This window comes from Gammaproteobacteria bacterium, from assembly GCA_041395725.1.
Taxonomy (GTDB): domain Bacteria; phylum Pseudomonadota; class Gammaproteobacteria; order Pseudomonadales; family Pseudohongiellaceae; genus NORP240.
The window spans coordinates 4,335,036-4,350,710 of the sequence record JAWKZW010000001.1; the positions used below are offsets into that span (position 1 = coordinate 4,335,036).

At 52.1% G+C, this 15,675-nt stretch carries 13 protein-coding genes and 1 pseudogene; 4 read left to right on the forward strand and 10 right to left on the reverse strand.

Features of this window, described 5'->3' with window-relative positions:
* Positions 1-65 precede the first annotated feature (65 nt).
* The gene (locus R3F50_19170; protein ID MEZ5492409.1) at positions 66-611 is read left to right on the forward strand and encodes a protein tyrosine phosphatase family protein; all 546 of its coding nucleotides are present in this window, start codon (positions 66-68) and stop codon (positions 609-611) included.
* 402 nt (positions 612-1,013) lie between these two features.
* Here the strand turns inward: R3F50_19170 and R3F50_19175 are convergent, their stop codons facing one another.
* From R3F50_19175 to R3F50_19185, 3 genes are all read right to left on the reverse strand, one after another.
* On the reverse strand, positions 1,014-1,907 hold the full coding sequence (locus R3F50_19175) for an endonuclease/exonuclease/phosphatase family protein (GenBank protein MEZ5492410.1): 894 nt from the start codon (positions 1,905-1,907) through the stop codon (positions 1,014-1,016).
* 680 nt (positions 1,908-2,587) lie between these two features.
* On the reverse strand, positions 2,588-3,424 hold the full coding sequence (locus R3F50_19180) for a PEP-CTERM sorting domain-containing protein (protein ID MEZ5492411.1): 837 nt from the start codon (positions 3,422-3,424) through the stop codon (positions 2,588-2,590).
* 238 nt (positions 3,425-3,662) lie between these two features.
* A complete protein-coding gene (locus tag R3F50_19185; GenBank protein MEZ5492412.1) occupies positions 3,663-5,123 on the reverse strand; it encodes a thrombospondin type 3 repeat-containing protein in 1,461 nt (486 codons plus the stop codon).
* Between the two features lie 19 nt (positions 5,124-5,142).
* Between R3F50_19185 and R3F50_19190 the strand changes: the two genes are divergently transcribed.
* Positions 5,143-5,511 carry a hypothetical protein gene (locus R3F50_19190; protein MEZ5492413.1) on the forward strand — a complete coding sequence of 123 codons (369 nt, stop codon included), beginning with the start codon at positions 5,143-5,145 and terminating at the stop codon, positions 5,509-5,511.
* Between the two features lie 141 nt (positions 5,512-5,652).
* Positions 5,653-5,895, forward strand: a pseudogene (locus R3F50_19195) (transposase).
* A 167-nt stretch (positions 5,896-6,062) separates the two neighbouring features.
* Here R3F50_19195 and R3F50_19200 read toward each other — a convergent pair.
* The 6 genes from R3F50_19200 to R3F50_19225 form a co-directional block, all read right to left on the reverse strand.
* Positions 6,063-6,374: a hypothetical protein gene (locus tag R3F50_19200; GenBank protein MEZ5492414.1), complete on the reverse strand. Its 312-nt coding sequence runs from the start codon at positions 6,372-6,374 to the stop codon at positions 6,063-6,065.
* A gap of 357 nt (positions 6,375-6,731) precedes the next feature.
* Complete coding sequence (locus tag R3F50_19205) at positions 6,732-8,567, reverse strand: VWA domain-containing protein (protein ID MEZ5492415.1); 1,836 nt, start codon at positions 8,565-8,567, stop codon at positions 6,732-6,734.
* Positions 8,568-8,805: 238 nt separating this feature from the next.
* A protein-coding gene (locus R3F50_19210) for an IS3 family transposase (GenBank protein MEZ5492416.1) occupies positions 8,806-9,962 on the reverse strand; the annotation gives its coding sequence in 2 pieces (ribosomal slippage) (positions 8,806-9,722 and positions 9,722-9,962; 1,158 coding nt in all).
* Positions 9,875-10,552, reverse strand: a complete 678-nt coding sequence (locus R3F50_19215) for an ATP-binding protein (GenBank protein ID MEZ5492417.1) — start codon at positions 10,550-10,552, stop codon at positions 9,875-9,877. The genes R3F50_19210 and R3F50_19215 overlap by 88 nt, the downstream gene beginning before the upstream one ends.
* A gap of 170 nt (positions 10,553-10,722) precedes the next feature.
* Positions 10,723-12,321, reverse strand: a complete 1,599-nt coding sequence (locus tag R3F50_19220) for an IS1182 family transposase (protein ID MEZ5492418.1) — start codon at positions 12,319-12,321, stop codon at positions 10,723-10,725.
* A 203-nt stretch (positions 12,322-12,524) separates the two neighbouring features.
* Positions 12,525-13,031 carry a hypothetical protein gene (locus tag R3F50_19225; GenBank protein MEZ5492419.1) on the reverse strand — a complete coding sequence of 169 codons (507 nt, stop codon included), beginning with the start codon at positions 13,029-13,031 and terminating at the stop codon, positions 12,525-12,527.
* Positions 13,032-13,131: 100 nt separating this feature from the next.
* Between R3F50_19225 and R3F50_19230 the strand changes: the two genes are divergently transcribed.
* A complete protein-coding gene (locus R3F50_19230) occupies positions 13,132-14,151 on the forward strand; it encodes an IS110 family transposase (GenBank protein ID MEZ5492420.1) in 1,020 nt (339 codons plus the stop codon).
* A 153-nt stretch (positions 14,152-14,304) separates the two neighbouring features.
* On the opposite strand, the gene R3F50_19235 is transcribed toward R3F50_19230, so the two are convergent.
* Positions 14,305-15,516 (reverse strand): IS256 family transposase, encoded by a 1,212-nt coding sequence (locus R3F50_19235; GenBank protein ID MEZ5492421.1) that lies wholly within the window; start codon positions 15,514-15,516, stop codon positions 14,305-14,307.
* Positions 15,517-15,675: the final 159 nt, after the last annotated feature.

Genomic DNA, 15,675 nt, shown 5'->3' on the forward strand with positions numbered 1-15,675 from the left:
GTTAAATTAGCCTGAAACCGATGCGCATAACGCGCGCTTTTCATACCGACCGTGAGGAATTTCCTATGCTTTCCCATTCCACCGTACATACCCTGATTCTGCGCCATTTGGCCACCCTTCTGCTGGCGCTTTTCGCCGCCGGAGTGCAGGCCCAGTCACTGGATGTGGATCTTGTTAACAATGCCGGCATCATGAACCTGAAGTCGCCCGAGGCCCAGGTAATTTCCGCCGGACAGCCGAGCCAGGAACAATTCCAGGCATTGGCCAGCGCCGGGCTGAAGCACGTGATCAATCTGCGACCGGCCTCGGAAATGGAGTTTGACGAAAAAGCCGTGGTGGAATCCATTGGCATGATGTACCACTCGATACCGATTTCCGGTGCGGAAGATATCACCCACGAAAACGCCGCCGCCCTCAGTGAGATGCTGTCTGCCCTGAGCGGGCAGCCGGTACTGATACATTGCGCCAGCGGCAACCGCGTGGGCGCATTAGTGGCCGTGTCTGCCGCCGATACCCAGGGAATGAGCGTAGATGCCGCCGTTGCAGAAGGTCAGCGTTGGGGACTAACACGACTGGAATCCGCGGTACGTGCCACCCTGTCCGATAACTGAACCGGTCCACAATTTTTCGAAGAATTGATGCGTGAGGGGTGATCGCGAGCGATAAAGCCAAACACCTGAAAGGGCGCAATGCCTCCAAAGTGGTAGCAACCCAGGCCGTTGTATCGTGGGGGCTATTTTAGGGAGCCGCTTACATGGACACCGCCCGTTAGCCAAGTGGCTCCAGAAAATTCCCTGTTAGCAGGAAAAATACAGGGAATAACCGGGCAATCACCGCCCTACTTCCCCCACCTCTTTCCAGGTTTAATCGCAATTTCAAAGAATTATAGAGACTACGCGCATTTTCCTGGACACGAAAACAGGGAATTAACAGGGAAATCCATGGCTGTTATCCTCCTCACGCTCCTATTTCGCTATTTTGACTTATTACGACTTTTGTGGGGCCTCATGCTGCTACCGGGACAACACGAGGAGCTCCGCCGCCACTGGGTAGTGATCGGACGGCCATCGTCCGTCCACGCTGTTCAGCACCGTAACGGCACGCCTCACGGTGACGGGTCCCCCGACCAGGACCCAGTCGATCCGGCCCTCGCGCCCCTCCGGTGGTGGGTAAAAACCGTTCGCCGTCAGCGGCGGTCCCTCCCGCTTTTCCGCGATCACCCAGGCGTCCCTAAGGCCATCGCTCGTCGCGACTCGCCACGTCTCGCTTGTTTCCGCGACGGCGTTAAAGTCGCCCATGACCACCACCACGCTCTCGGGAGGCAGATCCGCGATGCGCGCGTTGATCTGCTCGGCGGACCGTAACTGGCGGGGGCCGCGACGCAGCGTGAAGTGGGTGTTGTAGACGTACAACTGTCGGCGCGTTTCGAGGTGGTGGAAGCGGGCCCACGTGACGATACGGGAGACCCGACGACGTTGCGTGGGCGGGTTCGGGTCGTCCGAGAGCCAGAACGTGCCGGATTCTATGGGGACGAGCGCCCCGTATTTATAGAAGATCGGGGTCGCCTCGCTCAGCCCGTTGCCTCCGTTCAAACCACGGTCGACGCCCACCCATCGGTACTCGGGCATTTCCGACTGGAGAAAGTCGATCTGCTCAGCGAGGGCCTCCTGGAGGCCGAGGACGTCGGGGTCGGACGCTCGGATGGTCTCGGCCACGAGGTCTTTGCGCCGTGGCCACACGTTGTCGCCGTCCTGCCCGATCGCGGTCCGGATATTGAAGGTCATCACGTGGAGTCCGAACGCCGTGTCATCCGCCTCCGCCTCCTGGGCGAGGATCGGGATCGGACCGGTCGACAGCACAACCACGGCCAGCACATGGACAGCGAACCGACGCAGTGAGCGCCTCACGGCCGCCAGTCCTCGCGGAGGAGCCGGTAGCCGAGCCCCCCCACCGAGGCCGCGCTGCAGAACACGCCTCCCTGCCATGTTCCCGAAGAACGGGACGCCGCCCAGACCGAGTGTGCGGAAGAGTGGCCCGAGCCACCCGCTGACGGCATCCCTGAGCCGTGCCAACCGGTTCAGTGGCGTGAGGTCGGTATCATCCACGAGCTTTAGCCTCCTCGGCTTATTTATAGAAGATGAAACGTATCTTTGAATCTGCGCATTGGCTAGTTTCGCGAGCGTCCGCTTTTTTGCAGTCCGGTCTGTCCTTGGCATTGATTCTTACGATACAAAAGCTGGCGTTATTGCCGGCAACGTATTCGTCTTGGCCTGACGAATCCAATTATGGACCAGATTGGCAATGAGATCATGTTCCCTGGCAATCCTTGCAACAGAGGCATCGGGTTCTTTGCAAGCTGCTACGATCTTGTGTTTGAAATCCGGGGAAAACCTTCGACGCTTAACTCGTTCATGAAAGTGTCCACTTAAAAATAGGTGGACACTATCGGTAGATCAGGTTTCATAAACAAGATGGGTTTTGCCGGACGCTTACGGTCAATCGTGCGTGTAGTTCTCCACACCATTGCTTTACTGACCTTTCGTTGTACGCATTACTGGGGAAAGTTCACAAGCTATCATGAGCGAGCTCAGTGCATCTTGCGTCTTCGTGCGGAGAGACCGAAGCCGAAGAGGCCGATCCCGAGAAGCGGGAGCGTCGGCGGCACCGGGATCGCCTGAGGAGAGCCTGGCCGCTCAATGACTTCGATAAAACCTTCGAACTGACGCGGGCCGGTGATCTGCACAGCGCCGGTCGAATCCCAAGCATTCGGGAAAAGTGCCACGTTGTAGGTTGGAAAGAGAGTAGGATCGACAAAGTCCCCAGCCGAATAGGACACCCCCCCGAACGTGGCATCTTCAAGTAGGTAGCCGTAACTCAGATCATCGTCATCGAAGATTGTCAGAAAGGCTGCGAAAAAACCGCTGGTTGGGTTCGGGTTTTCGTCATCGACCAGGACCGTAGAGTTAGAAAAAGTGAAAAGCGGGGAATCGAACCTGAGAAACTCTCCCGCAGAATCGAAGAGTACCCCGAAATCAGCGTCATCAAAATACGAAGTAATGTCGGTATGATAGTCAAACGAAAGTGGATTTCCATCGCGGTCGTTGTATTCGACCAGGAATTGGGTGATGTCACCGGATTCAAAGGTTACGAAGGCGCCCGGTGCGATCGCGCTGTCGTTAATTGTCATGGTTCCCGTGGTCACAAGCGTCGCATCCGCAATGTTCGTCGCTGGCGGAGTTCCCGGCGCACTTGGCGTCGTATCCCAGAATTTGATGTCGAAAGGCGTGGCTTGTACCGGGGCAGCGAACAGCGCGACCAAAGTAGCCACCAGAACAAATTTCTGGCCCAAGGTCGACACCGCTAATCCAAATATGGAGTTCCCGGTGCGTTCGCCACAGCAGCCCATTAAAATATGTTGGTTCATCAAAAACTCCTTTCTAATTATAGTGAGTTCATGTGCGGTAACTACTAAGGCATATTTCACGCCAAAACCATTTTTATGTTGATTTGCAGTTACTATTAGCCCAGTAATTGCGTTTAGCTTTGATCTTCAAAGACGGCATCAACCCTGCGAAATCTGGAGAAAACAGTGGATCAATTTTTCAGTACAAAAACCATCCAAAATGGATCAATTGGTCATGCAATTAAATACCCCATCAATTTCATCGCCCAGTGAGCTGGGAGGGAGTGCAACCCTGGACATTGGCGGGTTCGTTTAATGACGAGTTCGGGCACTGATCCAGGTCATTAATTACCCCATCGTTGTCGTCGTCCGGCTGGGCTTCTATACAACCTTGGCCATCAACGGTTCTACCAGCTGGCGTATTAGGGCATTGATCCAGGGTGTTGTTTACACCATCATCGTCATCGTCCAGTTGAGAGACACTGCAGCCCTGGGCATTGACAAATCCTCCGGCCGCGGTATTCGGGCACTGATCCAGGCCGTTACTGATCCCATCGTTGTCATCGTCCTGTTGAGGGGCACTGCACCCCTGAGCATCAACGGATACGCCTGCTGGTGTGTTAAGACATTGATCCAGGGAGTTGTTGACGCCATCATCGTCATCATCCAATAGCTGAATGGCGTTACAGCCCTGTGCGTTTACGATTCCACCGCGAAGAGAGCTGTTAGGGCACTGATCCAAGGCATTACTTACACCATCAAAGTCATCGTCTAGTTCAAAGTCATTGCAGCCCTGGGCATTAACGGCTTCGCCGACCGGGGTATTGGGGCATTGATCAAATCTGTCGTTGACTCCGTCATTATCATCGTCTAGTTGTGAGGGACTGCAGCCTTGGGCATTGGCAAATTCATTGAATGGCGAGCTGGGACACTGATCCAAAGAGTTGCTCACGCCATCATTGTCATCGTCAAGTTCGGAGACACTGCAACCCTGAGCATTAACGGATACACCTGCTGGCGTGTTAGGGCATTGGTCCAGGGCATTGTCCACCCCATCATTGTCAACATCCAGTTGAGCCGTGCTGCAGCCCTGCCCACTAACGCTTACGCCAGCTGGGGTGTTCGGGCACTGATCCAGTCCATTGCTGACGCCATCGTTGTCATCGTCTAGTTCGGCGGCACTACAACCCTGGGCGTCCACGGCAACCCGGCGTCTGCGGTCTGGCGGAGTGTTCGGGCACTGATCCAGGCCATTAATTACCCCGTCGTTGTCGTCGTCGTCCGGCTGAGAACTCCCGCCGTTGCCAGGGGGATTATCGAAATTGGCTAGCAGGTTAGCAAGCGTATCAACGAAAATCTCCTCTTCCCCGAATGGACCACCGACCACGTAGACGTTCCCGCCGACGAAGGGGCCAGTGCCATTGATATTTACTTTGATATAGATTTGAGAATTAGAGTAAAAACGAATATACCAGTAAGAGCCCTGCTCGAAGATCTCTTGAGTAATAGCAGCAGGTGAGGCCAACGATGGTACTTCCGCTTCGGCAGAATCGAACATTCTGTTAGCGTCCGCCAATGTCACTTCCGGTTCAACAATAGGATTATCGATATAGGCGATAAGGCCAGGGAGTGTACCAATAAACGTTACCGTATCGCCAAAAGAACCTCCCAGCGCGTAAACTCCCCCGGCCGAAAAAGGCACGGTGCCATCTATGTTCACTGCTAGATAAGCCCCAGTATTGGAAAAAAACCGCACGTACCAATCGGAACCTGCCTCTGTTAACCGTTGTGTGTCTGTCGACGGCGAGAATAGTGTAGGTTCTGCCATCTCAGCAAAATCAAATAACTTATCAACGTCAGCAAGGGCCACTGTTTGCGAAAGGGTGACCATCGAAAACAGAGTGGCGATCAAGAAAGCCAATACGGAAAAGAGAGTTTTCATTGTGCAGCCTTATCATGAGCACTTATTTTTATTAGATATCGCCAACGCTCATAGTATATCAGCTGATTTATATTTGGTAGTAGCTGTTCCCCAAGCGAATATCGCCGGACAGCGAATGCACGGTAAGGTTCATCATGCACAGTTGTCGCTGTTGATTTGCATCTAAATCTGACCCAGTAATTGCAATCAAATTTAATCCTCAAAATCGAAAGCAATCCAGCAAAATCAGCATCACGTGGAGGGTTAACTATTCGATACAAAAATAGCTCAAAGGGGGGCAAACGAGCATGCAAACTAACACGCGTTGTTCGACTATCCGCCGGAAATCCGGAAAGTGATTTACACCACTAACGCCATCTAATCACCGATTAGTGATATCAAAAAGGCAACCAAACAGCGGAAGCTATTCCCCAACGACGACTCTGCAATGAAAGTCGTCTACCTGGCGATTACAGCAGCTTCAAAAAAGTGGACGATGCCAATTCGTAATTGGAAACCGACTTTGAATAGATTTATGATCGAATTCGGTGACCGACTTGGCGATCACTGATGCAACCGGGCGGATACACAAAATTATTTACACTCTCTCCGTAGAAACAGGGTAGAACCCAATGGCCGAATTGGGTTTATAAGCCGCCCACCAAATTTTCAGATTTAGTTCCGCTCCCGGCATAGAATCGGAAATAATAACCACACCTTTTTTCTACGTTATCGGCCTTATCTGACATTCAATATCTCAAGAAGTTGAATGGAGTTGGATCCGTCTTCCAGATTTCTAGACTTACGCCATTCACTCAATTCTTTACATTCTCTTCTTACAATATGGCTACCCAGCCGGTTTTCTTCAACGCAATAAACTTTCTGTTCGTCGGGCCTTTCTTCATTAAAAGCCTTTAGTTCACTATCCGACATACGGGTATAGTTAATCGAACCTCCAGCGCTAAAACACCCTGTTAGTGCGACTATGCAAAGAGCAATCGCAATATTTCTTATTACAGCTTCACTATCCATACAAACTAAGTTGTTCACTCAATCCGGTTTTCACACTCCGGCCATGAGCCAGCGTCGTTGTTGTAATCTAGCCATATCTGCTCATGATAAAACTCGAAGTTTGCAGTCATGTCAAGACTCACTTATGGATTAGGTGCAACAAGGGAGTGCCGTCCGCTGTGGGTTCTAAGCGGTACTACGTTTGTAATCATTCTATTACCGCTGCCGGCTTCAATGCGAACATTTCAATCGAGAGTAACTGGCTTCGAACAATCTGCTCGCAGAATAGGTTTATCCAGAAACTAAATCTGCCCCAAGTTTTTTTGAACCCAAATGTAGTCGATTAGGTTTGACTAACTTATAAAGTTATTAGTGTCCCTTAATCTGCAATAGACTTTACTGCAACCCTGCTGTAACAACTTGCCCCGATATAATCGTCACCAGCATATCTATACTACCCGCCACAATGCGGTAGTCGCCGGGTGGCAAGACAATCGGTTCGCCGCCTGTCAGTCCGCTCGCGATGGTTTCATTGTTTGCGTTTATCACTTCGAAACGCGCCGCCACAGCACGCAACATTGCAGCGCTGAGGTCTTCGGCACTGGTGGCATTGAAATATTCCCCGCCGCCGGCTGCCGCCCAACTTTCAAACGTGCGCACAAGCTCGGCGTCGTCAATAGCGAAGCCAACGATGTTAACGCGAATATCCCAGCCGATATTGCGCAGTGCTTCGATTTCACTTGCGGCGTCGCCGTCGCAGGTTTCCTCGCCATCCGTCAGCACGACGACCACACGCTGCCCAGTTACGCTCTCCATATCATCTCGCACCGCCGCTATCGAAGCCCCGATTGGAGTTCGTGCCAGATTCATTGCGTCGATACTAGATATCTTACTCATCACCGCCGTTGGGTCGAGTGGGTCAAGCGGAATTTCAAGATCGGTTCGGCAGGAATCAGCCTCACGGTGACCAAACACTCGCAGGATAAAGCCCGTACCTGATGGAATAGCCGTGGACACAAGATCATTCAAAGTGCGTTTGGCAATCTCGATTCGGCGCGAATCACCGAGACGCTGAAGCATGCTACCTGAAGCATCGAGAATTATTTCTACAGCATCGCCACTGCCGAGTGTGGCCCGTGCCTGTGTTACGACCAACTCACCTGGAGGTACTTCGCTTGGTAGCACATTTAAAGGTTCACTGGCGGCAACTAAACCACCACGGGTTCGATAAATAATCGTGTATGTGCCGACAACCTCTGGCGCAATAAGCTCAACGGTCGGCTCGTTGGTATCAATATAGGCATAGTCGTACTCCTGGCCAGCCTCATCTCGAATGAATATCAGGTCTCCTGCATTGCCGGCACCAGACCAGTTGACAGGGAAGCGTAATCGCGAGCTCACCCCACCCGGTCCGTCGATATCGACACTGGCTACACCGATATCAATCGGTGAACGACCAATTACGCGATTATTCGAAACATAAACTACGTCATACGCGCCGGGCGTCTCACCGGCGCGCAAAACAACCGTGTTTCTGTCCGCATTGCCAACGTAGGTGTAAGAGCCAATGCCTCTACTTGCTTCTCCGCCGCGCTCGGCAAAGGTAATGAGGTCGCCCGAATTGTTCGGTCCTTCAAAAGTCACTTCGATACTACCGCCGGCGTGTATAGTGGCTGGAGCCTCTAAGCTCGCTTCAATAGAGCCAATGGTAATGGGATGACGCGCAAGGATTGTCTCACCGCTACGGTAGATAACGTCGTATTCACCGGCATCAGCCGGTGCGCGCAGGCTCCGAATGCCTTGATTTCCAGACTGTACATAGGCGTAGCTGGTACCGCGAATAAAGGCGCCATTGCGCTCGGCCCAGGTAATCTGATCGCTGCGGCTTGACGGACCGGTCCAACTCACTTCAATGGTCTCGCCGGCGCCTGCGGTCACTGGCCCGGACAACTCGGCCTCGGCCATCACAACGCTCAGCGTCGCTGTTGCGCGTATCTCGTTTTCGAATACAAAGACGACGACGTATTGACCTGGCTCCTCAGGCACCTCTATACCTTCAGGGTTGTTTCGCACATAGGAATAGCCAACTCGCCGGGCGCCTTCCTGGATCGGCCGGACTTCGAGGAGTCCGCCGGTGTCTTGAGGTGCCGTCCAGTTTACTTCGATGCGTTGCCGAATATGTGCTTCGCTTGGTGCATTTATCGAATAGTCCTGGGAAAAGGCAGTTGACATGAGCCCTAGAGCAAGTATAAAGACGAAAAGCCGCATTAGAAGAACCTCTGAATTCTATTTATTTTCTCGATAATCGAAAGTTATCTCCGTAGCGCAGGTATGTCCAGTGTCGTGAACTTCGGTTCGCGGCAGTCTCTAGCAAAGCATCAAACCAGCGTCAGCGATGAGATTGAGAGCAAGTTCCTGTCGATGTATGGCCGGGGTGTTGAATTGCCGTGAATATTGACCCTAATGGGTTCTACCCCGTTTCTACGGACGGTTCTAAAACGTTCGTAAACTCCTGATCACGCTTGGCGACTCTTCGTCGCATTCGCGGATTGTGGAATCTCTCAATGTAATCAAAAATATCCGCTTTTGCTATGTTCATTGTTCGATAGCGCTTGCGGTTTGTCCTGTCTCTCTTGAGCACCCCGAAGAAACCTTCGCAGGCTGCGTTGTCTCCGCAATGACCTACAGCACTCATTGAGCAGATCAGGGTGTTCTGCTTCAGGAAGCGCTGATAGTCACCGCTGCGAAACTGACCACCACGATCTGAATGCAGAATCACGGACCAGTCTCCCTGACGTTGCCAAACTGCCATCTCCACGGCTCGGATCACCATCTGTCGATCCTCCCGATGATGCATTGACCAGCCGACAACCAGATTGCTGAAAAGATCAAGGACAACGCACAGATACAACTTACCTTCGCCAGTCTTTATCTCCGTAATATCGGTTACCCACTTGCTTTCGGGTTCAAGTGCGGTGAAATCTCGTTCCAGCAAGTTCCGAACGCCAGGAGGCGGCAGGCCGGGTCGGCCGCGTTGACCCTGTTTCTTCTTTCGTGGCCAGCCCTGCAGACCCTCTGTAGCCATCAGGCGAGCAACACGGTTCTTGCTGGCGGATTCTCCTTCATGTACCAGGTCCTCATGCATGCGTGGGGCACCGATACAGCCCTGGCTGTCATCATGAATCTCACGTATACGTCCCAGCAATCGATCATTGTCGAGTTGTCTGGCACTCGGTAGTCGAGTCTCCCAACTATAATACCCGCTGGGTGAAACCTTAAGGCACCTGCACATCATGCGTACTGGAAACTCATTGCAACAACGTTGAATCGCCTGGTACCTCAGGACGATTCCTTGGCAAAGAACGTTGCCGCTTCGCGCAAAAAATCTCGTTCCTTCTTAACGCGGGCCAACTCTCGTTTTAGCTGGGCCATCTCCTCATCTCTGGGCTTGCCGGTACCACCAAAGGCTTGATGGCCACGAGCGTCAGCTTCGCGTTTCCAGCGGGACAGCTGATTAGAGTTGAGGCCCAGTTCACGTGCTACCTGAGCACAACTGACACCTGGCTGACGGGCCTGCTCAACGGCACCTTGCTTAAACTCGGGACTGTACTTTCTTCTCTTCGACATAAACACTCCTTTCGCCTATTATGAGGCTTCTTTGAAGTGTCCGTAAAATCGGGGTAGAACCCAAATGATACCAATTCGGTAGATTCCACTATCAGTTCAGGAGGTAATTCTTTAAGCAGCTGATCTTCATATGTCGTTGATCCTTTGGCAAAAGAAAGCTGCGCTATCTGTTGTGGGTCTTTGATTGGCAGTGATTGCGCCCCATAACGTTGATATACAGTGCTGTCTGAGGTCTTGTGAACTTCAGAGCTTTTTTCTACAGTAACCCTTAACACGTAACTTTTATCATCGTTATGCTTAAGAAACTCATACCGAACATCAAGAGCAGGTTGTATGGCAAATATCGCTTGTAGATGAGAGTTTAGTGCTTCGATGTTATCCACACCTTGCCATCTATCCTCAGGGCTTGGTGCGTCAGCATCATCCGCGATACCAATTAGAAACTCTCCACCATCTGCGTTTGCAAATGCAACGGCGATCTTTTGCACACCCTTCCCTGAAATTGCCGACGATTTTTTATCGAAAAAGTGTGACTCTTCTCTGGTAGATAGCGCTAAAACTTCACCATCTGTGACTTCTCTCGTGATCATACTTTCGCTTCCATATTTCGCGCTAACGAGGCTGTAGAAAAACCGACTGACAAGTCAGGCCTTCCCAAGCTGGTATTATTGTCTCTCTACCTATGGCCATTTATCGATTCGTTTGTATTTGACGTTTCCATCTGAATTTACCCAGATCGATCAGATATTCGCTCATCCTCTCACGGTGATGCCGCCAGCTTCCCGTAATTCATCAACTTCTCAATATTGTGAACCATGCAATACAAGCGCCATTGCCCCTGCGCCTTGCGTTTGCCTCGCAGACTGATCCGATTCAAACCCTTGTTGGTTCCGATATTACCAAACACCGGCTCCACCACCGACATCCGGTGCCCATAAATTTCCTTACCTTGCTCACTATCAACCCTGGCCTTCATCCAGTCGGTATACGGGGTGCTGGACTCCCGCTTGCCGGCTTGCTTTAGGACAAAGGACACCTGCCTGCCATGCCCCTTTCGGTGGTCAGCGGATTCCGGGTTGTGCATACAAGCCTTCTTCCTCGGACAGTGTCGGCATTGTAATAAGCGTCCCTCGAAGTAAGCCACTTTGTCACCCTGGGCATTGGTGCGGGTTCCGTTATAGCTGAGCGTCTCTCCCTGGGGGCAGATGCAGACCAGCGCCTTGGCATCAAAGGTAAACTCACTGCCGGGGATAACGGCCTTCTTCTTGTCTCCGCCCCAGGGCTTGCCGGTTACTGCCGGCTTCTTGCCGTACTTGTTTTTGTGATCCGCAAAGCGGGGATCGCGGCTGCGGAACTGGTTGTCCGGGATATAGGCATTGAGGCCGTTATCCTTCAGGTATTTCATGTTGGCTTCATTGGCAAAGCCAGTATCAGCAGTGATTACCGTGCCGGTCTTGCTGAGGTTCCTGTTGATCTTGAGTTTCTTGAGGCGTCCCCGGACTGCCTCGATAACCGGTTGTAGGGTATGGTGTTCCTGGCCTTCCCCAAAAGCCTGGGCGTCCACAATGACCTGATGCTTGCCGTCGACCGTTGCAACCCCGTTATACCCCTGGATCGTGCCCTTGCTGGTGGTCATCTTGGCACTTTCATTGTCGGTGATATTACTCTTCACTTCCTTGCGCCGGCGACCTTGTCCCATCCTTGGGGCCGCCTGCTTTAGGAAGCGGTCGATGCGGTCGCAGGCCTTATCGAGCGTTTCCAGGGTCTGTTTCGAACGCTCAACCCGGGCCTGGTTGTCCGGATCCTGCTTGTCCAGGCGCCGGTGCTCGGTTAACTGATGGCGGATGCGACGCCGGATCTTGTCACGCTTCTCCTCAAGTTCCTTGAATGTGCCGGACCACTCCTTGGCGGCATTGGAGGGCATCTTGCAGCCGTCGATGGCAAACAGTTCATTGCCCAGCAGCCCCTGTTGGTGGCAGACCAGCAGAATCTGTTCGAACAGGGCTTCGATCTCATCGGTATGGGTACTGACAAAATGCGCGATGGTGGTGAAGTGGGGCACGCTGTCGCAGGACAGAGCCTTGAACAGGATGTTGGTCTCGCAGCACCACTGTATCTCGCGGCTGGAAGTAATGCCCTTGGAGTAGGCGAAGAGGATGATCTTCAGCAGAATCGCCGGGTCGTAGGCCGGGCGGCCATTGTCATCATTGCGGTAGTTGGGATGAAAAACGGACAGGTCCAGCTTGTTATCGATCAGGTGGTGGATGGTGTGCTCGAAAGTACCGGGCTGGAGCTGGTCTTCGTAGTTGATGACAACCATAGAAGACTGGTTGTAATCGTAATGTTTGAAGTTAGGCAACAGAAAAGCCTCTTTGTCTGTGAGGGTTACATTATATATCAGAACGAACGGTATAGGGATTTTTCTACAGCCTCAACGCCCGAATTTGCGGCTGGTTTGGAGCGCAGCGGAAAACCAGTCCGACAACATGCGCTTGTTAGGTGGCCGGCGGTATCGGCTCTCACTGATCCCCAACCGGCTCCTACTTTCGGAGAGCAGAGCTCTCATAGCTCCAACAGTTTCTGGATTGCAATTATGTAAAAGTTTGTGGCGCCAACAGCAAGCACGAGAAGCAATGAAGCAGTATATGAGAACGAATAGCCGAAAATAGGCATCTGCAACACATTCGACGCTAAAAGGCCCGCAGCAGCCGCGGCGCAGCTCCAACCAATGAGCAAATTGCTCCAAGGGATGTTTTTTCTGGCCGTATCCGGCAACTGAAAATGGCGGACCGCAGTGTACGCCGCTATGCTGCCAATCATGGTAATGAATGCGGCACTACTTATAACCCATACCTGTACGTTATCCAAGTTGGTTTCAGCGATAGCTATGGGCAATAGCGACATGGAGATCCCTGCGAATCCGACTAGCACCATCACTCGTATTCTTATTGCATCTTCCGCTGGAAATTTCTCCTCTCGTCGAACGAGGACAAGAAATATTGCAATGAAGCCAACAAGGGCCGCCGCGACTTCCGCGAATATGCTTAGGTGTTCGAACGAAGAATCCATAGGTTATCTAACGAATGAAATGGACTCCCCCTACCTAACGGCATCGCAACGTGCCAAAGTGAATGTGTTACCAATACACTTAATAGTAAGGGGAGCCCAAATGAATATTACAACCATCGGTATAGACTTGGCTAAAAATTCTTTCAGTGTCGTCGGCATGAACGAGCAGGGTAAGGTTGTTCTACGCAAGTCGTTATCGCGAAACAAGCTATTGCCTTTCATCGTTCAGTGCCCACCCTGTTTCATTGGCATGGAGGCCTGCTCAGGCGCACATTACTGGGGCCGCGAGTTCATTAAGCTCGGGCACCGAGTAGGCCTTATTGCGGCCAAGTTTGTTGAACCATACCGCAAGGGCAGTAAGAATGACAATAACGATGCCGAGGCCATTTGTGAAGCAGTATTACGGCCCAATATCTGGTTTGTCCCAATCAAGACGCCGGATCAACAGGCGGTGTTGTGTATACATCGAGTACGCCAGGGCTTGGTACGTGACAGAACTAGCATGATCAACCAACTTCGAGGCCTGCTGAGTGAGTTTGGCATTGTGATGCCCAAAGGCCGTTATCCGGCTCAGCAGGCGATAGTGGGCATATTGGAAGATGCTGAGAATAGCTTGCCGATGACTGCGAGGCGGGTTATTGCCAATCTATGGCAGCGTATCAAACAGGCCAGTGATCAGATTCAAGACTATGATCGAGAACTTGCATTGCTGGTGAAAGAACACCCAATTGCCAGGCTAATAATGACAATCCCTGGCATAGGAGAACAGACGGCTAGCGGCGTAGTGGCCAGCGTACCCAACCCAAAGATGTTCAAGAATAGTCGGCAGTTTGCAGCGTGGTTAGGACTGGTTCCCAGGCAATACACGACAGGGGGTAAGATCAAACTGGGCCGTATTACGAAGAAAGGGGACCAATATTTGCGCACTTGTCTGGTACACGGTGCTAGAGCAGTGGTGGCCAATTTGAGAGATAAACAAGACAGGGTCAGCTGCTGGCTGAGGGACCTGATTGCTCGCCGAGGCTACTTGCGGGCAGTGGTCGCGTTGGCGGCCAGAAATGCGAGGTTAATATGGACCTTGATGATGAAGCAGGAAAGCTATCGAACGATGCCTGTGTGAACGACGAGTAAATTTAACGCACTGTATTGAACACAATTTAACTAGTAAGAATTTACAAGTGATACCCACCGAGTCCTGCGAAGGCGGTAGATGACAAACGGTAGTGTCAAAAATGTTTCGCACTTTTTCTTCAGGGGCAGTCCCGGTTTTTGGTTAGGCTGCTGAGTGTATTGCTTCCTGATCCATCTCCCTCAGCAACTCCATGTTCATGTACTTGCGGGTTCCCCAAGACGTGGCAGAAACATGCCGAAGCCTAGCAGCCACCAGCATCAATGCAGAGTGACCATCCGGGAAAGCACCGACTACCTTGGTCCTGCGCCTAGCTTCCTTGAGCAGCCGTTCCATCGGATTGTTGGTCTTCAGCTTCAGCCAATGCTGCGGTGGATAAGCATAGTAGGTCAGAGTTTCATGAATTGAGTTCTCTACCAGCTCTGCTGCCACTTTGAGCTTCATCGCTTTTAATTTCTCAACGACATCCCTGGCCTTATTCTCAGCGGCCTCACGACTCTCCTGGGCGTGAATGGCCTTCAGCATGGCCGCTACCTCTCTGACCCTGCCACTAGGCACATGGGAGAATACATTGCGATAAAAATGAACAGCACAGCGTTGCCAGTCCGCGTCCGGATAGACCTCTGCAAGTGACTCGATCAGGCCCAGACAGGCATCTGAGATAAACAGCCTGACGCCTTTCAATCCGCGTTTCTTCAGCTCCTTGAGGAAGCCCAGCCAACCGGACTTGTCTTCCTTATGCCCCTCAGAGACGCCCAGAATGCGCCTGAAGCCGTCACTGTCTACACCAATGGCCGCCAGCACCGAGACATTCTTCACCTCGCCGCCCCAGCTGCGCTTGAGCACGATCCCGTCCAGATATACGTAGGCGAAATCCCCCTCAAGGGGCTGGCTACGCCAGCGTTCAATATGCTTATAGACCTTCTTGTTGAGATTGGAGACCGTGCCTGACGAAACCCGGGTGCCCCACAGCGCCTCAGTAATATCTTCCACGCGACGAACTGAAACCCCAGCCAGGTACATCTGCACAATGGCTTCCTCGATGGATATATCCCGGCGTCGATAGCGTTCAATTATTGCTGTCTCAAAGGTCTGCTTCCGCAATTTCGGCACCTTGATCTCGACTTCTCCGGCTTTCGTGTGGAGTTTCCGTTTGTAGCTACCGGCCCTGGAATCAATGCGGTCCGGGGAGTGCTCGTAACGCTGGGCATTGCAGAGATCATCAGCCTCAGCGTCAAGCATGGCATTCAATGTCTCTTCAACGGTTCCCCTAACCATCTCATCCAGATGGCCGCGGATCTCGCTCTCGTCGATACGTATCACCTTGCTCAAAGGTTTTGTGTTATCGTTTTTCATGGGTGGCTTCCTTATGGTCTGTACTGTGGTTTGGCGATTACAGTTTTAACAGACCGGGGCCACCCCCTTCAAAAAAATGTGCGAAAAATATTTTACGTTATCTGACAAACAGGTCAGACCGAGGAAATCAGAGCCTGGTAACAAGGGTGATCAGAAAGA

Excerpts from the sequence above, each read along its gene's own strand:
- R3F50_19225 (MEZ5492419.1), bottom strand. The coding sequence starts at position 13,031 with ATGGATTCTTCGTTCGAACACCTAAGCATATTCGCGGAAGTCGCGGCG.
- R3F50_19235 (MEZ5492421.1), bottom strand. The coding sequence starts at position 15,516 with ATGAAAAACGATAACACAAAACCTTTGAGCAAGGTGATACGTATCGAC.
- R3F50_19205 (MEZ5492415.1), bottom strand. The coding sequence starts at position 8,567 with ATGTCAACTGCCTTTTCCCAGGACTATTCGATAAATGCACCAAGCGAA.
- R3F50_19170 (MEZ5492409.1), top strand. The coding sequence starts at position 66 with ATGCTTTCCCATTCCACCGTACATACCCTGATTCTGCGCCATTTGGCC.
- R3F50_19215 (MEZ5492417.1), bottom strand. The coding sequence starts at position 10,552 with ATGATCACGAGAGAAGTCACAGATGGTGAAGTTTTAGCGCTATCTACC.
- R3F50_19180 (MEZ5492411.1), bottom strand. The coding sequence starts at position 3,424 with ATGAACCAACATATTTTAATGGGCTGCTGTGGCGAACGCACCGGGAAC.
- R3F50_19230 (MEZ5492420.1), top strand. The coding sequence starts at position 13,132 with ATGAATATTACAACCATCGGTATAGACTTGGCTAAAAATTCTTTCAGT.